20 protein-coding genes are annotated in these 25,354 nt (G+C 60.8%); 6 read left to right on the top strand and 14 right to left on the bottom strand.

Going from position 1 to position 25,354, the window contains the following annotated elements:
* Positions 1-7: 7 nt before the first annotated feature.
* The gene (locus Q8X48_RS17660) at positions 8-601 is read right to left on the bottom strand and encodes an aminodeoxychorismate/anthranilate synthase component II (protein WP_007980194.1); all 594 of its coding nucleotides are present in this window, start codon (positions 599-601) and stop codon (positions 8-10) included.
* A 408-nt stretch (positions 602-1,009) separates the two neighbouring features.
* On the opposite strand from Q8X48_RS17660, the gene estP reads away from it, so the two are divergent.
* Positions 1,010-2,920: an esterase EstP gene (gene estP, locus Q8X48_RS17655; protein ID WP_126047850.1), complete on the top strand. Its 1,911-nt coding sequence runs from the start codon at positions 1,010-1,012 to the stop codon at positions 2,918-2,920.
* A gap of 169 nt (positions 2,921-3,089) precedes the next feature.
* On the opposite strand, the gene trpE is transcribed toward estP, so the two are convergent.
* The 10 genes from trpE to Q8X48_RS17605 form a co-directional block, all read right to left on the bottom strand.
* On the bottom strand, positions 3,090-4,571 hold the full coding sequence (trpE, locus tag Q8X48_RS17650) for an anthranilate synthase component I (RefSeq protein WP_407799911.1): 1,482 nt from the start codon (positions 4,569-4,571) through the stop codon (positions 3,090-3,092).
* A 69-nt stretch (positions 4,572-4,640) separates the two neighbouring features.
* Positions 4,641-5,459 carry a phosphoglycolate phosphatase gene (locus tag Q8X48_RS17645; RefSeq protein WP_407799912.1) on the bottom strand — a complete coding sequence of 273 codons (819 nt, stop codon included), beginning with the start codon at positions 5,457-5,459 and terminating at the stop codon, positions 4,641-4,643.
* On the bottom strand, positions 5,456-6,130 hold the full coding sequence (gene rpe, locus Q8X48_RS17640) for a ribulose-phosphate 3-epimerase (RefSeq protein ID WP_007980198.1): 675 nt from the start codon (positions 6,128-6,130) through the stop codon (positions 5,456-5,458). The genes Q8X48_RS17645 and rpe overlap by 4 nt, the downstream gene beginning before the upstream one ends.
* Positions 6,131-6,245: 115 nt before the next feature.
* The gene (locus Q8X48_RS17635; RefSeq protein ID WP_126047856.1) at positions 6,246-7,394 is read right to left on the bottom strand and encodes an iron-containing alcohol dehydrogenase; all 1,149 of its coding nucleotides are present in this window, start codon (positions 7,392-7,394) and stop codon (positions 6,246-6,248) included.
* Positions 7,395-7,618: 224 nt separating this feature from the next.
* Complete coding sequence (locus Q8X48_RS17630; RefSeq protein ID WP_007980200.1) at positions 7,619-8,443, bottom strand: ABC transporter permease; 825 nt, start codon at positions 8,441-8,443, stop codon at positions 7,619-7,621.
* 12 nt (positions 8,444-8,455) lie between these two features.
* Complete coding sequence (locus Q8X48_RS17625) at positions 8,456-9,703, bottom strand: ABC transporter permease (RefSeq protein WP_095964075.1); 1,248 nt, start codon at positions 9,701-9,703, stop codon at positions 8,456-8,458.
* Between the two features lie 214 nt (positions 9,704-9,917).
* Positions 9,918-10,961 carry an ABC transporter substrate-binding protein gene (locus Q8X48_RS17620; RefSeq protein WP_056726652.1) on the bottom strand — a complete coding sequence of 348 codons (1,044 nt, stop codon included), beginning with the start codon at positions 10,959-10,961 and terminating at the stop codon, positions 9,918-9,920.
* Between the two features lie 48 nt (positions 10,962-11,009).
* Positions 11,010-12,134, bottom strand: coding sequence for an ABC transporter ATP-binding protein (locus Q8X48_RS17615; protein ID WP_015097056.1), 1,125 nt, complete (start codon positions 12,132-12,134; stop codon positions 11,010-11,012).
* Between the two features lie 344 nt (positions 12,135-12,478).
* Complete coding sequence (locus Q8X48_RS17610; protein WP_007993216.1) at positions 12,479-13,132, bottom strand: response regulator; 654 nt, start codon at positions 13,130-13,132, stop codon at positions 12,479-12,481.
* Positions 13,133-13,233: 101 nt separating this feature from the next.
* Complete coding sequence (locus tag Q8X48_RS17605) at positions 13,234-15,630, bottom strand: PAS domain-containing sensor histidine kinase (protein ID WP_407799913.1); 2,397 nt, start codon at positions 15,628-15,630, stop codon at positions 13,234-13,236.
* 73 nt (positions 15,631-15,703) lie between these two features.
* Between Q8X48_RS17605 and Q8X48_RS17600 the strand changes: the two genes are divergently transcribed.
* Positions 15,704-16,693 (top strand): alpha/beta hydrolase family protein, encoded by a 990-nt coding sequence (locus tag Q8X48_RS17600; protein ID WP_407799914.1) that lies wholly within the window; start codon positions 15,704-15,706, stop codon positions 16,691-16,693.
* A gap of 138 nt (positions 16,694-16,831) precedes the next feature.
* Here the strand turns inward: Q8X48_RS17600 and Q8X48_RS17595 are convergent, their stop codons facing one another.
* The 3 genes from Q8X48_RS17595 to Q8X48_RS17585 are packed head-to-tail and all read right to left on the bottom strand — an operon-like array spanning position 16,832 to position 19,288.
* Positions 16,832-17,599 carry a TerB family tellurite resistance protein gene (locus Q8X48_RS17595; protein WP_015097059.1) on the bottom strand — a complete coding sequence of 256 codons (768 nt, stop codon included), beginning with the start codon at positions 17,597-17,599 and terminating at the stop codon, positions 16,832-16,834.
* 1 nt (position 17,600) lies between these two features.
* Positions 17,601-18,272, bottom strand: coding sequence for an N-acetylmuramate alpha-1-phosphate uridylyltransferase MurU (murU, locus tag Q8X48_RS17590; RefSeq protein ID WP_217836515.1), 672 nt, complete (start codon positions 18,270-18,272; stop codon positions 17,601-17,603).
* Positions 18,269-19,288 carry an aminoglycoside phosphotransferase family protein gene (locus tag Q8X48_RS17585; protein ID WP_407799915.1) on the bottom strand — a complete coding sequence of 340 codons (1,020 nt, stop codon included), beginning with the start codon at positions 19,286-19,288 and terminating at the stop codon, positions 18,269-18,271. Before Q8X48_RS17585 ends, murU begins: the two co-directional genes overlap by 4 nt.
* 130 nt (positions 19,289-19,418) lie before the next feature.
* Here Q8X48_RS17585 and Q8X48_RS17580 point away from each other — a divergent pair, with 130 nt between their 5' ends.
* From Q8X48_RS17580 to rsmA, 4 genes are read left to right on the top strand one after another with little or no spacing between them, the layout of a single operon-like run.
* Positions 19,419-22,229, top strand: coding sequence for an LPS-assembly protein LptD (locus Q8X48_RS17580; RefSeq protein WP_407799916.1), 2,811 nt, complete (start codon positions 19,419-19,421; stop codon positions 22,227-22,229).
* Positions 22,204-23,526, top strand: coding sequence for a peptidylprolyl isomerase SurA (gene surA, locus Q8X48_RS17575; protein WP_173862082.1), 1,323 nt, complete (start codon positions 22,204-22,206; stop codon positions 23,524-23,526). Before Q8X48_RS17580 ends, surA begins: the two co-directional genes overlap by 26 nt.
* The gene (gene pdxA, locus Q8X48_RS17570) at positions 23,523-24,512 is read left to right on the top strand and encodes a 4-hydroxythreonine-4-phosphate dehydrogenase PdxA (RefSeq protein WP_407799917.1); all 990 of its coding nucleotides are present in this window, start codon (positions 23,523-23,525) and stop codon (positions 24,510-24,512) included. Before surA ends, pdxA begins: the two co-directional genes overlap by 4 nt.
* Positions 24,509-25,327 carry a 16S rRNA (adenine(1518)-N(6)/adenine(1519)-N(6))-dimethyltransferase RsmA gene (gene rsmA, locus Q8X48_RS17565; protein WP_102674231.1) on the top strand — a complete coding sequence of 273 codons (819 nt, stop codon included), beginning with the start codon at positions 24,509-24,511 and terminating at the stop codon, positions 25,325-25,327. The genes pdxA and rsmA overlap by 4 nt, the downstream gene beginning before the upstream one ends.
* The last annotated feature ends 27 nt before the right edge of the window (positions 25,328-25,354 follow it).

Raw genomic sequence — 25,354 nt, 5'->3', positions numbered from 1 at the left:
TTAGTCCTTAGCGCGTGCCGCCGGTTTGTTTGAGGAAGTTGGCGAACAGTTCGTGGCCCTGCTCGGTGAGGATCGACTCAGGGTGGAACTGCACGCCCTCGATGTTCAGGGTCTTGTGACGCAGGCCCATGATTTCGTCGACCGAGCCGTCTTCAAGCTGCGTCCAGGCCGTCAGCTCCAGGCAATCGGGCAGGGTTTCGCGCTTGACGATCAATGAATGATAGCGGGTCACCGTCAGCGGACGGTTCAGGCCTGCGAATACACCCTTGTCCTCGTGAAATACCGGACTAGTCTTACCGTGCATCACTTGGCGGGCGCGCACTACATCGCCGCCAAAGGCCTGGCCGATGGATTGGTGACCCAGGCAGACGCCAAGAATCGGCAGTTTGCCGGCGAAATGCTTGATCGCTTCAATCGAGATGCCGGCTTCGGTCGGGGTGCAAGGACCGGGGGATACAACGATGCGTTCAGGATTGAGGGCTTCGATTTCAGCGATGGTCAGTTCATCGTTGCGCACGACTTTGACCTGGGAGCCGAGCTCGCCCAGGTACTGCACAACGTTGTAGGTAAAGGAGTCGTAGTTATCGATCATCAGCAACATGGCGTTAAGAACCTCTTGAATTCACTGACTTTAAAGATGGCCTTCGAATGATTGACCCGCAGAGTGCTGCGCTTTGTCAGGTGCTGGAGGAGCGCCAGCAAAGCGGCATTTCAAACAGGTAAAGAAGGCGAAGCGGTACAGGTCCGGCGAGGCCGGCAAAAGAATTCAGGCGCGCCAACGCCAGCGGGCGTGTGCCTTGATGGCTTGATCCAGGAGTTTGCTGATGATCAACACGGGGAAGGTCTCGTTCGTACGTCCCGGCACAGTATCGTAGCTGGGCAGAGCGTGCAATATCGCCGGGGCTACTGCCCGCGAAACTCTTAAAGGCTTCGCGACAGATGGCAAAAGGCCAAAAGTTTTTGGTACTGTCGTTTCGTTCACTACAACAATAAATAAACGGACTTGCTCATGATCAAACAGTCGTTGTTTGTACCGCTCGCAGGGTGCTTGCTCGCGATGGCATGCGCCCAGGCGTACGCCGCACCCAATCCTTATACAAACTTCGTGGTTTTCGGGGACAGCCTCAACGACGCCGGGACCTTTGCCGACACCGGCGGGCCTGCCGGGGCGACACAGCGCTTTACCAACCGGACAGGACCGGTGTATCTGGATGGCAGCGGCGAAGTCCGCTCGCTCAACTCCACGCAGATACTGGGTGGAAAACTCGGGTTCTCGGCGGACCAGACCGCGTCATCATCTTCGGCGGTGCGTGCCAGCAATGGCCAGCCCGATGGCAACAACTGGGCCGTCGGCGGTTACCGCACGGATCAGATCCTGGATTCGATCACCAGCGTTTCCGCCACCGGCGAACGCACCCGCGCCGGCTACCTGCCGTCGAACAACTTCCGTGCCGACCCGAACGCACTGTATTACCTGTCGGGTGGTGGTAACGACTTCCTGCAAGGTCGCGTCACCAGCCTGCCCCAGGCCAGCGCTGCAGCCGATCGACTGGCCGACAGCGTGCAGACACTGCAAACCGCCGGCGCCAAATACGTCATGGTCTGGTTGCTGCCCGATATCGGCTTCACCCCGGCGTTCAATGGCACCCCGCTGCAAGCGTTCACGTCCCAACTCAGCGCCCAGTTCAATAGTGAACTGGTGAGCCGACTGCAGAACATCAATGCCGAAGTCATCCCGCTCAACATTCCGGTATTGCTCAAAGAGACGTTCGCCAACCCGGCGCAGTTTGGCCTGGCCACCGACCAGAACCTCATCACTACCTGCTTCAGCGGCAACGGTTGTACCGAGAATGCCCGTTACGGCATCAACAGCGCCACGCCGGACCCGACCAAGCTGATCTACAACGACTCCGTGCACCCCACAGAAGCCGGGCAGCGCCTGATTGCCGACTACGCGTACTCCCTGTTGGCAGCACCCTGGGAGCTGACATTACTGCCGGAAATGGCCCAAGGCACCGTGCGCGCTCATCAGGATGAATTGCGCAACCAGTGGCTGGCCGATTGGCAAAACTGGCAGGGCGTCGGCCAATGGCGAGCCATTGTTTCCGGCGGCGGACAGCATCAGGACTTTGACAGTCAGGACAGCGCGGTCAGTGCCGACGGCAACGGAGCCAACCTGAACATCGGGGGCAGCTACCGCATCGATGATGCCTGGCGCGTCGGCCTGGCGGCTGGTTTCTATAACCAGAAACTCGAAGCCGGCAGCAACGACTCCGACTACAAGCTCAACTCTTACCTGGGCACGGCATTCGCCCAATACCAGCAAAACCGTGTCTGGGCGGACGTGGCGTTGACGGCCGGCCATCTGGATTACGACAGCCTCAAGCGCAAGTTCCAGTTGGGTGCCAACGAACGCAGTGAAAAAGGCGATACCAGCGGCTACATCGAAGCCTTCAGCGCTCGCCTGGGTTACGACATTGCACAACATGCCAGCAGCCCCTGGCACGTGTCGCCGTTTATCAGCGCTGATTTCTCCAAGGCGAAAGTCGACGGCTACTCGGAGGACGGCAACGATTCCACGGCACTGACCTTTGCCGATCAGGAAGTGATTTCCCGACGCCTGGGAGCTGGCCTGCAGGGCAAATACCAGATCACCCCGCAAACCCAGGTGTTCGGCGAGGCGGCAATCGAACGCGAGTACAACGACGATACCCAGGACGTGGGCATCAACCTCAACAGCTTGCCGAACAACCAGTTCACGCTGGAAGGCTACACCCCGCAAAGCCACTTGCAGCGCGTGAACCTGGGGGTGAGCCATAACCTCACCCGCGACCTGGCATTGCGCGCCAGCTACAACATTCGCAGGGACGACGACTTCACCCAACAGGGCATCAACGTAGGTGTTGCTCTGGACTTCTGATGTACAGGCAATAAAAAACGCGGCGCCCTCACAGGCGCCGCGTTTTTTTATGGTGGTGTAATCCCTGTAGGAGCGAGCTTGCTCGCGATTGCGGTGGGTCAGACAACATCAATGTGGTAGTGATGGCCCCATCGCGAGCAAGCTCGCTCCCACAGGGCTTTGCGTGAAATCAGGTGTTCGGGGTTTGCTCGGCCAGTGCCACGGCGCGGAACATTGCGCGGCGCTTGTTCAGGGTTTCTTCCCATTCCAATGACGGCACCGAGTCGGCGACGATGCCGCCACCGGCCTGCACATGCAGCTCACCGTTCTTGATCACCGCTGTGCGGATCGCAATCGCGGTGTCCATGTTGCCGTTCCAGGCGAAGTAACCGACCGCACCGCCGTAGACACCACGCTTGACCGGCTCCAGTTCGTCGATGATTTCCATCGCGCGAATCTTCGGTGCGCCAGACAAGGTGCCCGCCGGCAGAATGGCGCGCAGTGCGTCCATTGCCGTCAACCCAGCCTTTAGTTGCCCGGTAACGTTGGACACGATGTGCATCACGTTGGAGTAACGCTCGATGACCATTTTCTCGGTGAGCTTCACCGAGCCGATTTCCGATACGCGACCAGTGTCGTTGCGACCGAGGTCGATCAGCATCAAGTGTTCGGCGATTTCCTTGTCGTCCGACAGCAGGTCTTTTTCCAGCGCCAGGTCAGCTTCTTCATTGGCACCGCGTGGGCGGGTGCCGGCAATCGGCCGTACAGTAATCAGGTTGTCTTCGACCCGCACCAGCACTTCCGGCGAACTGCCGACGACGTGGAAGTCGCCAAAGTTGAAGAAGTACATGTAAGGCGTCGGGTTGAAGCAGCGCAGTGCGCGGTACAGATCGATCGGCGCGGCCTTGAAGTCGATCGACATGCGCTGGGACGGCACGACCTGCATGCAGTCACCGGCCAGGATGTATTCCTTGATCGTGTCGACCGCTTTTTCGTAATCGTCCTGGGTGAAGCTGGAACGAAATACCGGATCAGCCGATTGTTGCTGGCTGAAGTCCAGGCCACGGCGCGGGGTGATGGGCTGGCGCAGTTTTTCCAGCAGCTCTTCCAGGCGCGCGCGGCCTTGCTCGAAGGCGTCTTCCTGCGCCGGGTCGGCCAGCACGATGGCGTGCATCTTGCCAGCGAGGTTGTCGAACACCACGACGGCGTCGGAGACCATCAGCAGAATGTCCGGCACGCCCAGCGGATCCGGGTTCGGGCACTTGCCCAGACGCTTCTCCACATAACGCACGCAGTCATAACCGAAGTAACCCACCAGACCGCCGTTGAAACGCGGCAGGCCGGCGATGGTCGGCACGTTGTAGCGGGCCTTGAAGGTTTCGACAAAAGCCAGCGGGTCTTCCACGTCGTGGCTTTCGGTCTCGACGCCGTCGACGGTCACGCTGACGTGATGGTCATGAACCCGCAGCACAGTGCGGCATGGCAGGCCGATGATCGAGTAACGGCCCCACTTCTCGCCCCCCTGTACGGACTCCAGCAAGTAGGAATTGGGCTCGTCGGCCAGCTTCAGGTAGATCGACAGCGGCGTGTCGAAGTCGGCCAGGGTTTCGCAGGCAAGCGGAATGCGGTTGTAGCCGGCAGCGGCCAAACGCAGGAATTCTTCGCGGATCATGAGGTGCCTCGTGGCTTGAGGGTCGAACAGTCAGGTATGCAAACGCGCCGGAAACCGGCCAGGATCAAGTCAGGCGCGCCAACGCCAGCGGGCCAGGGCCTTGATGACTTTCATCCAGAGTTTGCGAGTGACCACCACGATGGCGTTTCCAGAAGGGGGTTTGACAGCGTCGGCCAACGTTATCTCAGCGGCCGGATCCAGGCAACCGGGAATTAGCTTGCGCAGGTCGTCGATCACCAGCGCCGGCGATTCTTCGGCGATCGGCCGCCCATGGTTATAGCCGTAGCTCAGGGCCACACACTTGACCCCCGCCGCTTTCGCCGCCAGCACATCGCTGCGTGAATCGCCGACGAACAACGACTGCGAAGCCGGAATGTTGGCCATTTTCATTACGAAAAACAGCGCGGCCGGATCGGGTTTTTTCTGTGGCAGGGTGTCGCCGCCGATGATCCAGCGGAAATAACGGCCGATCTTCATCTGATCCAGCAGCGGCGCGACGAAACGCTCCGGCTTGTTGGTGATCAGCGCCATCTCGACACCCTGCTTTTGCAGCCATTTGAGGGTATCGCGCACGCCGGGGTAAACCACCGTCAGCTCATGGCTCTCGCTATAGGCCTGCATGAAATACTCCAGCGCCCGTTCGGCCTCGGCGTTATCGACCGCCGAATGATCGATGCCGCCGGCCAGCGCACGACGTACCAATACCGGCGCGCCATTGCCGACCCATTCGCGCACTGCTTCCAGGCCGGCGGGTTGGCGACCGAGATTGAGCAGCATCTTGTCCACAGCCACTGCCAGGTCCGGGACCGAATCGATCAACGTGCCGTCCAGATCGAACATCACCAGCCGTGGCAGTTGCCCCGGGAACAGCTGCTCAAAGCCACTCATGGGCGAGCCAGCGCCAGTTCGGAGCGCATCTTGTCGATGACTTCCTGATAGTTCGGCGCATTGAAGATGGCCGAACCGGCGACGAAGGTGTCAGCACCAGCCGCAGCGATTTCGCGAATGTTGTTGACGTTCACGCCTCCGTCGATTTCCAGGCGAATGTCACGGCCCGACGCATCGATCAAGGCCCGCGCTTCACGCAGTTTGTCGAGGGTGCCGGGGATGAACTTCTGCCCGCCGAAGCCCGGGTTGACGCTCATCAGCAGGATCATGTCGACCTTGTCCATCACGTACTTGAGCACGTCCAGCGGGGTCGCCGGGTTGAACACCAGGCCCGACTTGCAGCCGCCTTCACGGATCAGTTGCAGGGAGCGGTCGACGTGCTGGGTGGCTTCCGGGTGGAAGGTGATGTAGGTCGCACCGGCTTCGATGAAGTCGCCGACGATGCGGTCCACCGGGCTGACCATCAGGTGCGCGTCGATCGGCGCGGTCACGCCGTACTTGCGCAGTGCCGAGCAGACCATCGGGCCGATGGTCAGATTCGGTACGTAGTGATTGTCCATGACATCGAAGTGCACGAAGTCGGCGCCGGCGGCCAGGACGTTGTCCACTTCTTCACCCAGGCGGGCGAAGTCGGCGGAGAGAATCGACGGAGCAATTACGAAGGGCTGCATGACGCACCTTTTCTGAGCAGAATCACGATGGCGCGCATTGTATACCTCATGCTTTGACGCGCGCACCGTGAGCGCGATGATTGGACCCTGCCATCATCCATCGACGGCAGCGCCTCTAGTACGCCGCGCGATAGATCTTCTCGATATCGACGGCACTCAACTTGCGCGGGTTATTGCGCATCAGGCGCTCGATCCCCGCCGCTTCCACGGCCATGGACGCGATGGCGTCCTCGGGTACACCGAAACTGCGCAGCCCCTGGGGAATTTCCACGGCGGCACACAGCTCGGTCATGGCTTGCACGGCTTTGTCAGCCGCTTCGTTGACACTCAGATGAGCAATCTTTACACCCATGGCCTCAGCGATATCCTGCATCCGTTCGATGCAGGCCATCTTGTTCCAGGTCATGACATAGGGCAGTAGCAGGGCATTACTCACGCCATGGGCAATGTTGAAACGTCCGCCCAGCGGATACGCCAGCGCATGCACCGCGCCGACCCCGGCATTGCCGAACGCCATGCCGGCCATCAGGCTGGCGGTGGCCATGTCTTCCCGGGCTTGCAGGTTCGACGGGTTGGCGTAGGCCTTGGGCAAGGCCTTGGCGATCAACTTGATGGCGCCGATGGCCAGGGCATCGGTAATCGGTGAGGCATTGACCGACAGATAGGATTCGATGGCATGCACCAGCGCATCGACGCCGCTGGCCGCCGTGACGCTGCGCGGACAGGTCAGGGTCATTTGCGGACTGACCAGCGCCACATCCGGCAACAGGTAGTCGCTGACGATGCCCTTTTTCAGTTGCGCGACCTTGTCGGAAAGGATGGCGACGTTGGTCACTTCCGAACCGGTGCCGGCCGTGGTCGGAATCGCGATCAACGGCGGGCCTTTGCGCGGGACCTGATCGATACCGAACAGATCCTCCAGCGCGCCGTGGTATCCGGCATAGGCCGCCACGCTCTTGGCAATGTCGATGGCACTGCCGCCGCCCAGGCCGATCAGGCCGTCATGCCCGCCCTCGCGATACACCTGCATGCAATCTTCGACGATGGCGATTTCCGGGTCCGGCAGTACCCGGTCGAAAATCTCGTAGCTGCGTTCGCCCAACTGCGCCAGCGCCAGTTCTACCGTGCCGGACTTGACCAGGGCGGCATCGGTGACGATCAGCGGATTATCAATGTCCAGACGTGCCAGCTCGGCGGACAGTTGCTCGATGGCACCTGCGCCGGTGATCAGTTTGTGAGCGATCTTGAAAGAGGAAAGACTCATGTGCGCAGCCTCTTATAGGTAGGGGAGCTGGGCACAATAGTAGCTGGGGATTGGGGTTTGTCTGGTATTCAGGCGGTGAATGTCCGAACAGACACTGGAGAACCCATGTAGGAGCGAGCTTGCTCGCGATGGACTTGAAAACGCCGCTGGGTGTCAGGCTTCCAGCGTTATCGTTGACGACCATCGCGAGCAGGCTCGCTCCCACAGTTGATCGGGGTGAGTCGTTAAACCTGCGCAGTACGCAGTTTCTCGCTACGCCCACGCAGCCATTCCAGGGTCAGCAACAGGATCACCGAGAAGGCAATCAGCAGCGTCGCGGCGGCGGCGATGGTCGGGCTGAGGTTTTCGCGGATGCCGCTGAACATCTGCCGTGGCAGGGTCGCTTGTTCAGGGCCGGCGAGGAACAGCGTCACCACCACCTCATCGAACGACGTCGCGAAGGCGAACAGCGCTCCCGAGATCACGCCCGGCGCGATCAGCGGCAAGGTCACCCGCCGGAACGTGGTCAGCGGCGAAGCACCCAGGCTCGCAGCAGCCCGCACCAGATTGTGGTTGAACCCCTGCAAGGTCGCCGACACGGTAATGATCACAAACGGCACACCCAACACCGCATGCACCACGATCAGCGAGAAGAAGCTGTTACCCAGCCCCAGCGGAGCGAAGAACAGGTAACTGGCCACACCGATGATCACCACTGGCACCACCATCGGCGAAATCACCAGCGCCATCACCAGCGCCTTGCCGGGGAAATCGCCGCGGGTCAGGCCGATCGCCGCCAGCGTACCGAAAACCATGGCCAGCACCGTGGCCGCCGGGGCGACGATGATGCTGTTCTTCAGGGCACGCATCCACTCCGCCGAGGCGAAGAAATCGTGGTACCACTGCAGCGAGAAACCTTGCAGCGGGTACACCAGGAAACTGCCGGAGTTGAACGACAGCGGAATGATCACCAGCACCGGCAGGATCAGGAACAACAGAATCAAGCCGCAGAGAATCCGCAAGCTGTAGAACCACACCCGTTCAATGGGCGACATGTAAGGACTCAGCATTTCGTTCTCCCCTTAGCTCAGGCGCAGGCGGCTCGCGCCCACCAGCCAGCTGTAAATCAGATAAAGCACGACCGTTGCGAGCAACAGCAGCCCACCGAGTGCGGTCGCCATGCCCCAGTTGATGCTGGTGTTGGTGTAGAAGGCGACGAAGTAGCTGACCATCTGATCGTTCGGGCTGCCCAGCAATGCCGGGGTGATGTAGTAGCCGATGGCGAGGATGAACACCAACAGGCAACCGGCGCCGACACCGGCATAGGTCTGCGGGAAGTACACCCGCCAGAAACTGGCGAACGGATGGCAGCCGAGGGAAATCGCGGCGCGCATGTAAGTCGGCGAGATGCCTTTCATCACGCTGTAGATCGGCAGGATCATGAACGGCAGCAGGATGTGCACCATGGAGATGTAGACACCGACGCGGTTGAACACCAGTTCGATCGGCTTGTCGATGATGCCCATGGCCATCAGGCCGCTGTTGATCAGGCCGCCCGACTGCAGCAATACGATCCACGCCGCGACCCGTACCAGGATCGAGGTCCAGAACGGCAACAGCACCAGAATCATCAGCAGGTTACTCTGGCGCGACGGCAGATTGGCCAGCAGGTAAGCCAGTGGGTACGCCAGCACCAGGCAAATCACGGTGATGACCAGGCCCATCCAGAAGGTGCGGGCGAAGATGTCGAGGTAGATCGCCTGGTCCGGGGTGGCCGGGGCGATTTCGCCGAGGTCGTCGATGCGATGATCGACAGCCGCCAGCAGGTAATACGGGGTGATGCTGCTAGTGTTGCGTCGCACCGCTTGCCAGTAGGCCGGGTCGCCCCAGCGCTCATCGAGGCCTTCCAGCGCTTCTTTATAAGAGGCCGGCTCGGTGGCGAGCGGCAAGGCGCGGGCGGTTTTGGTCAGCAGACTGCGGTAGCCGGCCAGCTCCATGTTCAGGCGCTTGGACAGATCGCCCAGGGTCTGATTCTTGCGGGCTTCGGCGAGGTCTTCGGCCGCCGCTTTGTAAACCGGTTCAGCGGGCAGGCCGCGGCCGTCCCAGCTGGCGATGGCGGTCACGGTACGCGGCATGCCGCCGACCACTTCCGGGTTGCCAACGCTTTTGTAGAGCAGCGCCACGATTGGCACCAGGAACACCAGCAACAGAAACAGCACCAGCGGCGCGATCAACGCCTGGGCCTTCCAGCGGTTGACCCGCTCGGCGTGCTTGAGCCGCTGCTTCAAGGTGGGGCTGGTGCCCTCGTTCAGGGGAACGGCGATAGCCATGACGTACTCCGGGAATCTTTGATCAATCGTTAAAGTGGGAGCGAACTTGTGGCGAGGGGGCTTGCCCCCGTTGGGTCGCGAAGCGGCCCTGAAACCAGCGCTCCCGATGCATCAGATACACCGCATGCAATGGTTTGACGACTGCTACGCAGCCGAACGGGGGCGAGCCCCCTCGCCACAAAAGCCCGCCCTCACAGGAGGGCGAGCCCTCTGGTTACTTCGCCGCCCAGGCGTTGAAGCGCTGTTCCAGTTGCTCGCCGTTGTCAGCCCAGAAGCTGACGTCGATCTGCACCTGGTTGGCGATGTTTTCCGGGGTGGTCGGCATGTCTTTCAGGACATCCTTGGCCAGCAACGGCACGGCTTGGGTGTTGGCCGGGCCGTAGGCGATGTTTTCCGAGTAGGTCTTCTGCTGCTGTGGCATCACCGAGAAGGCGATGAACTTCTTAGCGGCTTCAGCACGCTTGGCATCCAGACCTTTTGGAATGGCCCATGCGTCGAAGTCGTAGATGCCACCGTTCCACACGACTTTCAGGTTGCTTTCTTTCTGCACGGCAGCGATCCGGCCGTTGTAGGCCGAACTCATGACCACGTCACCGGAAGCAAGGTATTGCGGCGGTTGTGCACCGGCTTCCCACCACTGGATGTTCGGCTTGAGTTCATCGAGCTTCTTGAACGCGCGGTCTTGACCGTCTTTGCCGGCCAGCACTTTGTAGACGTCCTTCGGCGCAACGCCGTCGGCCATCAGAGCGAATTCCAGGGTGTACTTGGCGCCTTTACGCAGGCCACGCTTGCCCGGGAACTGCTTGGTGTCCCAGAAATCCACCCAACTGGTCGGTGCGGTTTTCAGCTTGTCGGCGTTGTAGGCCAGCACGGTCGACCATACGAAGAAACCCACGCCGCACGGCTGGATGGCGCCCTTGACGTAGTCTTCGGTCTTGCCGAACAACTTCGGATCAAGCTGTTCGAACATGTCTTCGTCACAACCACGGGACAGTTCCGGCGACTCAACCTCTACCAGATCCCAGGACACGCTCTTGGTGTCGACCATGGCCTTGACCTTGGCCATTTCGCCGTTGTACTCGCCGGCCACGATCTTGCCGTTGCCTGCCGCTTCCCACGGTGCGTAGAAGGCTTTGACCTGAGCCGCCTTGTTCGCCCCGCCAAAGGACACCACGGTCAGGTCAGGGCCGGCCGCCATTGCGTGTGCCGCGCCCATCATGCCCAGTGCCAAAGCGGTGAATTTCAGGGATCTCAACATTTATTGTTCTCTCCACGTGCAGGGTTGGTGTTGGTATTGCCGGGGCGATCAGTTCGCCTCTAAAAGAGGATCAAGCGCGCGCACGTGCTCGACCTGCCAGCCAAGCGGTACCACGTCTCCGACGGCGAGCGCAGGATCAAGCTCGGCAATCGGCTGTTTCACGAAGAAGTCGGTCTTGCCGCAGACTTCCATGCGCACCCGGACGTGGTCGCCCAGATAGATGAATTCCTCGACCCGCCCGGAGAAGCGGTTGACGCATTGGTCGCTGGAGCCGTTGAGGCTCACTCGTTCCGGACGAATGGACAGGGTCACCGGTTCGCCGGTCTGGCCAACGTTGACCGCCAGGGCTTCCACCTTCTCACCGCGCCCGAGTTCCACAATGCAACGGTCGCCGGTTTGGCTGTGCAGGCGGCCATTGAGACGGTTGTTCTCGCCGATGAAGTTGGCGACGAAGGTGTTTTTCGGCTCTTCGTAGAGGGTGCGCGGCGGCGCGATCTGCTGGATTTCGCCCTGATGGAACACCGCCACACGGTCGGACATGGTCAGGGCTTCGCCCTGATCGTGGGTCACGTAGACCACGGTGACGCCCAGGCGCTGGTGCAGGTGCTTGATTTCCATCTGCATGTGTTCACGCAGTTGTTTGTCGAGTGCGCCGAGGGGTTCGTCCATCAGCACCAGTTGCGGCTCGAACACCAGCGCACGGGCCAATGCCACACGCTGTTGCTGACCACCGGAGAGCTGCGCCGGGTAACGCTGGGCGAAGCTGTCGAGCTGGACCATGCTCAGCACGCGCTTGACCCGGGCGCTGACGTCGCTCTTGTTCATGCCGCGCACGGTCAGCGGGAACGCCAGGTTCTCGGCCACCGTCATGTGCGGGAACAAGGCGTAGTTCTGAAACACCATGCCGATGTCGCGTTTGTGCGGTGGCACGTTGTTGATGGCGCGCCCGGCCAACAGAATTTCGCCCGCGGTCGGCGTTTCGAAGCCGGCGAGCATCATCAGGCTGGTGGTCTTGCCGGAGCCGGACGGCCCGAGCAACGTGAGGAATTCGCCTTTGCGAATGTCCAGGTTGAGGTCTTTGACGATCAGGTTCTCGCCGTCGTAGCTCTTCTGCACTCCACGAAAGCTGACCAGAACATCATTGGCCCCTGCGCTTGAATCGACCTGGCTCATACCCACACCTTTGTTATTGATGACTGCTGTGGGGTTAAGCCTAGTGGACGCTGGGGACCACGCAAATCGGGGGGCAAGAGAGATTCGCCTCAGCCGGATGGAAGGCTGGGGGTAGGGATTGCCCTACAAGGATGGCGCGTTTTGGCAAACGCAGTGACCGGCGGTCAGCTGCAAGCCGCAAGTAAAGGCAAAAGCGGGTTTGCAGGATGTCGCAAATGGACATGCCAACACGACACCTGTGGGAGCGAGCCTGCTCGCGAAGGCAGTGTGTCAGTCGACATGAATATAGATTGATCAGACGCCTTCGCGAGCAGGCTCGCTCCCACAAGGTAAGGCGGTAGTGTTTAGAGCAGCTTGTGCTCCATCGCGTACTTCACCAGCTCCGCCAGCGAGGTGATGTTGAGCTTCTGCATCAGCCGCGCCTTATGGGTGCTGATGGTCTTGCTGCTCAGTGCCAGTTGCTGGGCAATGTCGTTGACGTTGGCGCCCTGGGCCAGGCGTTCGAACACGGAAAACTCGCGCTCGGAGAGCAACGAATGCAATGGCCTCGAGTCGGTCAGGCCGACCTCGAAGACCATGCGGTCGGCCAGTTCCGGGTCGATATAACGCCCGCCTGACGCCACTTTGCGAATGGCCGTCAGCAACAGTGCCGGATCGCTGTCCTTGGTTGCATAACCGGCGGCCCCGACCTTCAGCGCCCGGGCGGCCATTTGCGCTTCGTCGTGCATCGACAACACCAGGATCGCCGGCGGATTGTTCAGGGCGCGAATCCGCGGAATGGCCTCCAAGCCATTGACGCCCGGCATGGAAATGTCCAGCAACACCACCTCGCAGGGCACATGACGCAAGGTGTCGAGCAACTGTTCGCCATTGCTCGCCTCCCCCACCACCAGCAAGTCCTTGGCCAGGCCAATCAGTTGCTTGATGCCTTCGCGGACAATGGTGTGGTCTTCGGCTACCAGTACACGGATCACGTTCTTCTCCAGATTCAAGATCATTCGCGAGCAAGCCCGCTCTCACATTGGATTTGGGCATCTACACAAAACATTGTGGGAGCGGGCTTGCCCGCGAAGGCGTCGGTACAGTCAACACAACCTGTTCAGGCTGCATCCAGCGGAACGCGCACACTCAGCGTCGTGCCTTCACCCGGCTCACTCTCAAGGGATAACTCACCCCCCATGATCAACACCCGCTCACGCATTCCGACGATCCCAAAGGACGTTGGCCTGCCAGGCGCAGCTACAAATCCTACGCCATCATCGGCGACCGTCAGACACAACTCGTTGCCTTCCAGTGCCAGCGTCAGTTCAACAGTATGCGCCTGAGCATGGCGCATGACATTGGTCAGTGCTTCCTGAAGGATCCGGAACAGGCCGATGGCCTTGGCATCGCTGAGCACCGGCAGATTGTCCGGCACCTGCACCAGACATGGAATCTGCGTACGCGCCTCGAATCGTCGGGCCTGCCATTCGATGGCCGAGGCAATGCCGGCATCGAGAATCGGCGGGCGCAATGCAGTCGCCACGTCGCGAACCAACTGGAAGAGCTGGGCGATCAGGCGTTTCATGCTGCCCAGGCGCTCATTAAGGCCCGGATCAAGTTGCGCGTAAGCCAGTTCGCACATGGAGGTTTCCAGCTTGAGCACGGTCAGCATCTGCCCCAGTTCATCGTGAACCTCACGGGCGATGCGCGCTTTTTCCTCTTCGCGCACGCTTTCCAGGTGCGCGGACAGCTCGCGCAGTTGTTCCCGGGAACTGGCCAGCTCAAGCTCGATGCGCTTGCTCTCGCTGATGTCCCAGACGATGCCGTCCCAGACATAGGCGCCATCTTCCAGCCGACGGGTGATGGCCTTGATTTCCGCCCAGCGCTGCTCCCCCTGACGCGTGAGGATTCGCCCTTGCCACGACCAGTCGCTGTCGGTATCCAGCGCATGGTCCTGGGTCTGGTGATAACTGGCCTTGTCATCCGGATGCACCAGGCTGCGCAGGCCTTTGTCGCGATGCGCCAGTGTGGCCGGTGAATAACCCACCAGGCTTTCGCTGCCTTCGCTGATGTAGGCAAAGTCGATCTGGCCAGTCACCGGTGCCCGCTCCAGGCGGAAAACCAGCCCCGGAACGTTGGCGGCGATGCCTTGCAGCCGCGCCTCGCTTTCCTGCAAAGCGGCCAGGGCGCGGCGCCGCTCGGTGACATCGTTGAGGTAAACCACCAGGTATTCGCCATCGCGAAAACGCAGAAAACTCAACGAAACATCGGCTGGCAAGATGCTGCCGTCGGCGCGCACGCAGTTGGTTTCGAAGCTTTGCGGCCCTTCTTCACTGGCTCGGGCGCGCTTCCACAGATTGAGCCAACGATCCATGTGCAGGCCAGGTTCGAAATCGATCAAGGGCCGATCGATGATCGCGCCGGCTGGATAGCCGAGCATGCTTTCCGCCGCACGATTGGCGTAGCGCACATGGCTGTCCCAGTTGACCCAGAGGATGCCGACGGTGCTTTGATCGATGGAAAACTGGGTGAGCCGCAGCGCCTCTTCGCTGGCGGCACGCAAGGCAATGTCCTCCTGCGCGGCCATCAGGCGTTGTTCCAGGCTGTGCTGCTGGCGACGCTGCCAGAACACGATGGCCATGCAACTCAACGCCAGCACGGCCAGCAACAGGCAGAGGTTTTGCCAGAACCCCGGCGACTCGGTGAGGCGTGGATACTTGGGCTGCAGCCATTGATTGTGCAGTTGCTCCAGATCCTTGGCCGGAATCGCCCGCAACGCGCTTTCGACGATACCCACCAGTTCCGGTTTATCGCGACGCGTGGCTACCCGCAGCAGCTGCGGCAGGCCGACATCCCCGACTACCACCAACCCGGCAAACTCCGGCTCGACGGACAGGCGCCCCAATTGCGCCTCATCGACCACCGCATAAGCCGCCTGCTGGCCCGTCAGTAATTGCAATGCCTGGCGCTCCATCGGGACGCCTTGCAAATTCAGGTGCGGATAGTTGCTGTGCAGGTAATCGGCGATAACGCTGGGCATGCGCACGGCGACGCGGGTCTGGCTGTCGAGCTTTTCCAGTTCGATCGCCCCGGCGCTTTTCTGGTCGCTGACCACCAGTTGCGGCACCCGCATGTAGGGGTCGGAGAATTGCCAGAGGCGCAGCCCGCCAGGTGTCTGGGTCAATCCCGGGGCGATATCGATTTCGCCTTCGCGTGCGGCAGCTTCCAGTTGTTCAAGGTCGGAAAAGTTGCGCCAGCTCAGCTCGACATTGAGGGTCTTTGCCAGGCGCTTCATCAAGTCGACATTCACCCCGGAGAGGCGCTGCAAGCGGCGATCGTATTGCGCATAGGGTGCCTGCAACACCAGTCCGACCCGCAACTCGCCCTGCTGCGTCAGCCAGTGCTGTTGTTTCGGGGTCAGTTGGGCAACGTGCGCCGGGGGCACGACTGCCGCCCAACCCATCAAGGGAAACCACAAACAGCCGATAACCCACAGGCAGCGAAAACGCATCATTGAACTCTCACACACTGACAAATACTGACCAACCCATTAGGCTGCCGGAACAACTTCTGGCCTGGAATATCCGATGCCCCCTGTCTACCGCCTGGCACTGCCAGCATTGTGCCTGTCGTTGATCCTGCCTTGCGCTTTTTCCGTCGAGGCGGCCGAACCGGCGCCTGTCGCAGCAGAAAAGGCCGCCGAAGAAAAACCACTCGAACGTCAGCCACTGCCTGAGCGTAGTCAGGAAGAAGCGGCTGCCCTTGAGCGAAAAATCCCGGCTCAGGAACAGCAACAACTGCAAGCGGGCACCGAGACGTTTCTGGCCTTGTGGAAACCGGCCAATACCGCCGAACCCAAAGGCGCGGTGATTATCATCCCGGGCGCCGGCGAAACCGTTGACTGGCCGCAAGCAGTCGGTCCTTTGCGGCGCAAATTGCCGGACGCCGAGTGGAGCAGCCTGAGTATCACCTTGCCGGACTTGCAAAGCGATGCCATTGCGCCACGAATCGTGGAGGCAACTCCGGCTCCCAAAGCCCCCGAAGCCGACAGCAAGGACTCGACCACCGCAGCCCCGATCGAACAGGTGGCCGGAGGCGAGGCCGATGTGGCCGACAAGGCCATCGCCGAAACCACCGAAGAACAATCCAAAGCAGATGCCGAGCGCATCTTCGCCCGGATCGACGCCGCGATCGCGTTTGCCGAACAACAAAGCGCCCGCAGCATCGTGGTGCTGGGGCATGGCACTGGTGCCTATTGGGCGGCGCGCTACCTGAGCGAGAAGCAGCCATCGCAAGTCGAGAAACTGGTCATGGTCGCCACTCGCACACCGGTGGAAGAGAAGCCCGAGCTGGCGGAACTGACCCCGACCCTGAAACTGCCGACCGCCGATTTTTACTACAAAGACAAAGCGCTGGACCGCAACGCCGCGCTGGAACGCCTGCAGGCCAGCAAACGCTTGAAGTCCTCGACATTCAGCCAGGTCGCGCTCAAGGCCTTGCCCGATAGCAAGGCCGAACAGGAGCAATTGTTCCGGCGTGTGCGAGGTTGGTTGAATCCGCAGCCTGCGACAGACTGACAGACTCTGTCGCCTTCATCGCGGGCAAGCCACGCTTCCACAGGTTTTATGTCGATCACGAAATGGCGGACGACATCAAACCTGTGGGAGCGAGCTTGCTCGCGATAGCGGTATCACTGGCGACGCAAGTTTTCCGGGCTAGCGAAAGTCCCGCCGCTCCCGAATCAGCGTATAGGCACTATGCAGTTCACGCGTTCTCTCGGTTGCCTCACGCACCTGCGTCGCCGTCGCGCCACTGCCGGCGATCTTGTCCGGATGATGGCGACTGAGCAGGCGCCGGTAAGCACGCTTGATCTGCGCCGGTTCAGTGGTGGCCGACACCCCCAACAACTTCAAGGCGTCCTGATAGCTTGGCACGCTGTTGCCCAATGGCCGCTTCTGCGGCTCATAATCGTGGGCCAACGCCTGTACCTGATGCGGCGTCCAGCCCAGCCACTGCCCCCACTGGCGGATCAACTCACGCTCACCGCTGCCTGCACGACCATCGGCCCATACCATTCGCCAGCAGGCGCGTAACACGCCTTCCGCCGCATGGGGCTGGGCACTCAGGCGACGCAGATAACCGCGTAGCCGGTCACGACCCGACTTGCCACGGTTGAACGCGGCAATTGCACGGCGCTGAGCCGGCCCGGACATGTCCAGCGAGCGCATTTCCGCCCGGGCCTGTTCGATGTGCCCGGCCATCACCTGGCCGTCGCACTTGGCCAGGCGTCCCAGCAGGACAAACAGCAACTCATCGTTGCGCAGCACCGGGCGGCCGCCCAGTTTTTCCCGCAAGTGCCCCCAGCTCTGCAGGTGCAAGCGCCGGTCCAGCGCCTGCCCCAACAACGCGCCGAGCATGGCCCCCGGAATACTGGCTATGGCAAAGCCCGCTCCGGCTCCGATCAGAGTCCCTGGCCACAGCATGTCAGCGGCTCGCTTCTATTAATGTTTCAACTTCGGCCAGACGCTCGTGAGTACCGACATCGACCCAGTGCCCCCTCAACTGCTCGCCGGTCACCAGCCCGTCAGCCATGGCTTTGCGCAACAGCGGCGCGAGTTTGAAGGCCCCTGCGGTGCAACCGTCGAACAACTGCGGATGCAGCACGGCGATGCCGCTGTAGGTCAGGGTAGGAGCCTGCGGTTGACCGTCGTGCACCTGGCTTCCGACCAGGCTGAAGTCCCCGGCCGGATGATGCGGCGGGTTGCTGGCCAGCACCAGGTGCGCCAGGCCGTTGATGGGTTGATGCAGCACACTGAAGTCGTAATCGGTCCAGATATCGCCGTTGACCACCACAAAGGCTTCATCTCCCAACAACGGCAAGGCGCGGAAAATCCCGCCGCCGGTTTCCAGGGGTTCCCCCTCCGCCGAGTACTGAATGCTCACGCCATAACGCGAACCGTCGCCCAGATAGTCTTCGATCTGCTGACCGAGCCAGGCGTGGTTGATCACGATGTCGGTGAACCCGCCGGCAGCCAGCGCCCGCAGGTGATACTCGATCAGCGGCACGCCGCCGGCACGCACCAGCGGCTTGGGTGTGGTCAGGGTCAGCGGGCGCATGCGTTCGCCTTTGCCCGCAGCCAGAATCATTGCCTTCATGCTTTCACTCCGGCACGCAGGCTGGCCAGCAGCACATCCAGCTCGGCCAGTTCGGGGCGGCGAGCGATCACGGCATCTATATACGCAAAGAAACGCGGAACATCGCCCAGATAACGCGGTTTGCCGTCGCGATGGCAGATGCGCGCGAAAATACCGATGACTTTCAGGTGACGTTGCGCGCCCATCAAGTCGCTGGCACGCAGAAAGTCCTCGAACTCGGGCTGAACCGGAATACCGAGGGCCCCCGCCTGCTGCCAGTAGCTTTCCAGCCAGCCGCGTACGCGTTCCTCGGGCCAACTGAGGAAGGCGTCCTTGAACAGGCAGGTCACGTCGTAGGTCACCGGGCCATATACCGCATCCTGGAAATCCAGCACGCCGGGGTTGGGCTCGCTGAGCATCAGGTTGCGCGGCATGTAGTCGCGATGCACCAGGACTTTTGGCTGTGCCAGGGCGCTGTCGATCAACAGATCGCTGACCTGCTGCCAGAGCACTTGCTGCGCCGCGTCGAATTCGATGCCCAATTCGCGCTTCACGTACCACTCGGGGAACAGTTCCAGTTCGCGACGCAGTAATGCCACGTCATAGCTCGGCAGCGGTGCAACCATCGGCAACTGCTGGAAAGCCAGCAACGCCTGCAGGGCATCCTTGAACAAATCGTCGGCGTTTTCGCTGTCGATGACATCCAGATAGGTCTTGTTGCCCAGGTCATTGAGCAAAAGAAACCCGCGCTCGAGGTCTTCGGCATAAATTTTCGGCACATTTATTCCGGATTTCGCCAGCAAAAAGGCGATATCCACGAAAGGTTTGCAGTTTTCCTGGGGCGGAGGCGCGTCCATCACGATGAAGCTTTTGCCATCGCCTTCCCAGCGGAAGTACCGCCGGAAACTCGCGTCGCTGCTGGCCGCGGTCAACGTGGCCGGGGGTACGACGCCCCAGCCCTGCTCGGCAAAATGGGTCGCCAATTGTTCATCGAGCCAAACTTTCAGGTGTTGCAAGCGTACATCTTGATCAGGCATTGCAAGGGTCTCCGACGGCGCTAGCCGTCAAGCGGGTCATGCTTTATTATCCAGCATCTTTTTCAGACCATCGAGAGGCGTGCGGCCCACACCGCGGGCAGATGGCACGCAGGAAGCCCGGACTAATAAGATGGCATTGAAATCCCCCGCGTTTCGTAAAAAATTTCCGTTGTTGGTTACCGGCAGTTTGCTGGCGCTGCAACCCCTTGCCACTTCCTACGTGGTCGCCGCGGAACAGTTTGACTGCTCAGTCTCTGCTTCGGGTTCCTGGGACTGCGCGCCAAAGACGCCGGCGGCTGCATTACCACCGCGTCCCGTCCATGACGGCAGCGCAGTTTCCGCCACTGGCGAAGCCTCGGCCGAGAACGGTTCCAGTGAAGACACTGGCGCCAAGCCGGTGCTCGTCACCGAATCCAAAGGCCGTGGCCTGAAGTCGCGTAGCGAAGACTACAGTCACCTCGACTGGGTTCCCCGCGAGCAGCTCACCGCCGCACAATTGGCTGAAACCGGTCCTTATTGCTCTGGTTCCTATATCGAACCGATTCGTCCTGGCATGAATGACAAGACGGATAAAAGTGACGCACCTACCTTTATCGGCGCAAAAGCCTCCCGCTATAAGCAGGATGAGCAGGTCGCAACCCTGGCCGGCGACGTCGTCATGCGCCAGGGCAGCATGCAGGTCGAAGCCGACGAAGCCAACCTGTACCAGGCCGAGAACCGTGGCGACCTGAATGGCAACGTGCGCATTCGCGACAACGGCGCCCTGATCGTCGGCGACCACGCCGACGTGCAGCTCGACACCGGTGAAGCCAAGGTCGACAACGCCGAATACGTGATGCACAAATCACGCATCCGCGGTAATGCGCTGTACGCCAAACGTGCCGAGAACGCTATCATCCGCCTCAAGGACGGTACGTACACCACGTGCGAACCGAACAGCAACGCCTGGCAGCTCAAGGGTAACAACATCACCCTGAACCCGGCCACCGGTTTCGGTACGGCGACCAACGTGACACTGCGGGTCAAGGACATTCCGGTCCTATACACGCCGTACATCTATTTCCCGATCGACGACCGTCGCCAGTCCGGCTTCCTGCCGCCGACCATCGGCACCGGCAGCGATACCGGCTTCATGCTGGTCACCCCGTACTACTTCAACCTGGCGCCGAACTACGATGCCACGTTGTACCCGCGCTACATGGAAAAGCACGGTTTGTTGATGGAAGGCGAGTTCCGCTACCTGACCAAGTCCAGCGAAGGCCAGTTCGGTGCGGCGTACCTCAACGACGAAAGCGACGAACGCGACAAGCAGTCCGACGCCGAAAAAACCCGCTACATGTACAACTGGCAGCACAAGGGTGGCCTCGACTCGCGAGTACTCACGCAAGTCGACTACACCAAGATCAGCGATCCGTATTACTTCCAGGATCTGCAGACCGACCAGATTGGCGTGAAAAGCAACGACTATGTGAACCAGCAGGGTTCCGTGACCTATCGCGGCGACAGCTATACCGCTCGCGCAAACGCCCAGGCATACCAACTGGCAAGCGTATCGAACATTACGCCGTATGACCGCCTGCCGCAGCTCACCCTCGACGGTATGCTGCCTTATCATCCGGAAGGCCTGGATTTCACGTACAACACCGAACTCGTGCGGTTTGACCGGGATCTGCAGAACGGGACCTACTTTGACGAAGATGGCTTCGGTGAACCCCGTATCGATAACAACATTCAAGGTCTGGCTCGCGCCAATGGCGACCGCCTGAATCTCGCGCCCGCCATGAGCCTGCCGATGAACACGACTTACGGCTTCCTGACTCCGAAGCTCAAGTACCAGTACACCCAGTACCAACTGGATCTGGACGGTACCGGCAAAACTCAAATCGCTCAGCAAAATCAAAACGCAGCTGAAAACGGGACTAAAAATTTCAACGGTCAGTTCGACAGCAACCAGAACCGCGGCGTGCCGATCGCCAGTATCGACAGCGGCCTGTACTTCGATCGCAATACCCAGTACTTCGGCAAGAACTACCGCCAGACTCTAGAGCCGCGCCTGTTCTACCTGTACGTGCCTGAGGTCGACCAGGAAGACATCCCGGTATTCGACACCAGCGAATACACCTTCAACTATGCGTCGCTGTTCCGTGACAACCGCTTCTCCGGTTCCGACCGTGTCGGCGACGAGAACAAACTGTCCCTGGGCGTGACCAGCCGCTGGATCGAAGACAACGGTTTCGAGCGCCAACGCATCAGTGTTGGCCAGGCCCTGTACTTCAAGGACCGCGAAGTTCAGTTGCCAGGGATCAACCCAGAAACCCGCGCCGATGCACATTCGAATGTTTCGCCTTATGCGCTGGAATACGAATATCGCTGGAACCGCGACTGGCGTACCACGGCCGACTACAACTGGGACCCGGACAGCCGCAGCCCTCGCTCGGGCAGCGCGATGTTCCACTACCAGCCAGAGGACAACCCGAACAAGATCGTCAACCTCGGCTATCGCTATCGTAACGACCAGGTGATCTACAACCAGAACACCGGTCAATGGCAGTTCGGCGGTGACTACGGCACCCCTGGGCAGCCTGGCTACGTGAAGGACTACTACAAGATCGAACAGCACGACTTCTCGGTGATCTGGCCGATCGTGCCGCAATGGAGCGCTATCAGCCGCTGGCAGTATGACTACAACCGCAACCGTACCCTGGAAGCCTTCGGTGGTTTCGAGTACGACAGCTGCTGCTGGAAACTGCGCCTGATCAACCGTTACTTCGTTGATTACGACGAGTTCAGCCAGCAAGCACCGGAAAACGAAAAAGGCGACCATGGCGTCTTCCTCCAAATTGTTCTGAAGGGACTCGGCGGCCTCACCGGCGCCAAGGCAGAGAGCTTCCTCGACAAAGGCATTCAAGGTTATCGTGAACGTGAAGACCAAGCTTTCTGATTGTCTGCGCCCGCTGATGCTGGGCGCGCTGTTTCTGAGTACGGCGGCCAGTGCCGCCGTGCAGTCCATCGATAAAGTGGTGGCCATCGTCGACAACGACGTGGTCATGCAGAGCCAACTGGACCGACGCGTTCATGAAGTTCAGCAAACCATTGCCAAGCGTGGTTCTGCCGTGCCGCCGGCCAGCGTGCTGGAGCAACAGGTACTTGAGCGCCTGATCGTCGAAAACCTGCAATTGCAGATCGGCGAGCGTTCCGGCATCCGCATTACCGATGAAGAGCTGAACCAGGCCGTGGGCACCATTGCCCAGCGCAACAACATGTCGATCGAGCAGTTCCGCGCAGCCCTGACTCGCGACGGTCTGTCCTATGAAGACGCACGTGAGCAGATTCGCCGCGAAATGGTCATCAGCCGCGTGCGCCAGCGCCGGGTCGCCGAACGCATTCAGGTCTCCGAGCAGGAAGTGAAGAACTTCCTGGCATCTGACCTGGGCAAAATGCAGCTGTCCGAAGAGTTCCACCTGGCCAACATCCTGATTCCTACACCGGAAAGCGCCAACTCCGAAGCGATTCAGAGTGCCGCCAAACAGGCCGATGCGATTTACCAGCAGCTCAAGCAAGGCGCTGACTTCAGTCAGTTGGCAATCGCCAAATCCGCCAGCGAAACCGCTCTGGAAGGTGGTGACATGGGCTGGCGTAAAGCCGCTCAATTGCCTCCGCCGTTCGATCGCCTGCTGAGCACCATGCCGGTGGGTGATGTCACCCAGCCAATGCGTACCCCGGGCGGCTTCATCATCCTGAAGATCCTCGACAAGCGTGGCGGCGAGACCCAGATGCGCGATGAAGTGCATGTGCGTCACATCCTGGTCAAGCCGAGCCCGATCCGAGACGAAGCGAAAACCAAGGCCCTGGCCGAATCGCTCTACAGCCGTATCGAGGCTGGCGAAGACTTCGCCGAGCTGGCGAAAAACTACTCGGAAGACCCGGGTTCCGCCCTCAACGGCGGCGACCTGAACTGGATCGACCCGAACGCGCTGGTACCCGAGTTCCGCGAAGTGATGGCCAAGACCCCACAAGGTCAGCTGTCCAGGCCGTTCCAGACTCAATACGGCTGGCATGTCCTGGAAGTCCTTGGCCGTCGCGCCACCGACAGCACCAGCCAGGCTCGCGAGCAGCAAGCCATGACCGTTTTGCGTAACCGCAAATACGACGAAGAGCTGCAAACCTGGCTGCGTCAGATCCGTGACGAAGCGTACGTGGAAATCAAACTCCCTGGCGCCGACCAGGCAGCGCAGTGAAACCCCAACGTTTCGCGCTGACACCCGGCGAACCAGCCGGCATAGGTCCCGACCTGTGCCTGCTGCTCGCCTCGCAAGCCCAGCCCTATCCCCTGATTGCCATTACCAGTCGCGACCTGCTCATCGAGCGGGCTGCGCAACTGGGCGTGGCGGTCGACTTGCTGCCGGTCACCCCGGACAACTGGCCGGATGCCCCAGCGCCAGCCAACAGCCTGTATGTCTGGGACACACCGCTCAACGCCAAGGTCATCGCCGGACAACTGGACAAGGCCAACGCTGCGTTCGTCCTGGAAACCCTGACCCGGGCCGGCCAAGGCTGCCTGAGCGGGGATTTTGCCGGCATGATTACCGCACCCGTGCACAAAGGCGTCATCAACGAATCCGGCATCGCCTTTTCCGGGCACACGGAATTCCTTGCCGACCTGACCCATACCGCGCAAGTGGTGATGCTGCTGGCCACTCGTGGCTTGCGCGTGGCCCTGGTGACCACTCACCTGCCCCTTCGCGAGATTGCCGATGCCATCACGCCGGAGCGCCTGGAACGCGTCACGCGAATCCTGCACGCCGACCTGCAAAACAAGTTCGGCATCGCCCGGCCGCGCATCCTGGTCTGCGGGCTCAACCCGCATGCAGGTGAAGGCGGACACCTGGGCCATGAAGAAATCGATATCATCGAACCCACATTAGAGCGCCTGCGCGGCGAGGGCATGGACCTTCGCGGCCCCCTGCCCGCCGACACTCTGTTTACCCCCAAATATCTGGAGCACTGCGATGCGGTGCTGGCGATGTACCACGACCAGGGCCTGCCGGTGCTGAAATACAAAGGCTTCGGCGCGGCAGTCAACGTGACCCTCGGCTTGCCGATCATCCGCACCTCGGTCGACCACGGCACCGCCCTGGATCTGGCCGGCAGCGGCAAGATCGACACCGGCAGCCTGCAAGTCGCCCTGGAAACCGCCTACCAGATGGCCGAGACCCGTTTATGACCGAGCACTACCAACACAAGGCGCGCAAACGCTTTGGCCAGAACTTCCTGCACGATGCCGGCGTTATCGACCGCATCCTGCGCTCCATTCATGCCAAGGCAGAAGACCGCCTGCTGGAAATCGGCCCGGGCCAGGGCGCACTGACCCAAGGCCTGCTCAGCAGCGGCGCGCAACTCGACGTGGTGGAACTGGACAAGGACCTGATCCCGATCCTCAACCAGCAGTTTGCCGACAAGAGCAACTTCAACCTGCATCAGGGCGATGCGCTGAAGTTCGACTTCAACAGCCTGAATGCCGCGCCAGGCAGCCTGCGAGTGGTCGGCAACCTGCCGTACAATATCTCCACGCCGCTGATTTTTCACCTGCTGCACAACTCGCACCTGATCCGCGACATGCACTTCATGCTGCAAAAGGAAGTGGTCGAGCGCCTGGCTGCCGGCCCGGGTGGTGGTGACTGGGGCCGTCTGTCGATCATGGTTCAGTACCATTGCCGGGTCGAGCACCTGTTCAACGTCGGCCCGGGCGCGTTCAACCCGCCACCGAAAGTCGATTCGGCCATCGTGCGCCTGGTACCCCACGCAGTACTGCCGCACCCGGCCAAGGATCACCGTCTGCTGGAGCGCGTCGTGCGCGAAGCGTTCAACCAGCGCCGCAAAACCCTGCGCAACACCCTCAAGCTGCTGCTGAGCAATGCCGAAATCGAAGCCGCCGGCGTCGATGGCAGCCTGCGTCCCGAGCAGCTCGACCTGGCCGCCTTCGTGCGCCTGGCTGACAAGCTCAGCGAGCAAGCGCCACAAAAGCCTGCCACTGACTGACAGGCGATGAGCGCTATCGGGTAGGAC

It is taken from the genome of Pseudomonas sp. QLc11A, assembly GCF_052112305.1.
Classification (GTDB): Bacteria; Pseudomonadota; Gammaproteobacteria; order Pseudomonadales; family Pseudomonadaceae; genus Aquipseudomonas; species Aquipseudomonas laurylsulfatiphila.
Note: the sequence above shows the minus strand (reverse complement) of the source record. Positions and strands in the feature narration are given on the sequence as shown.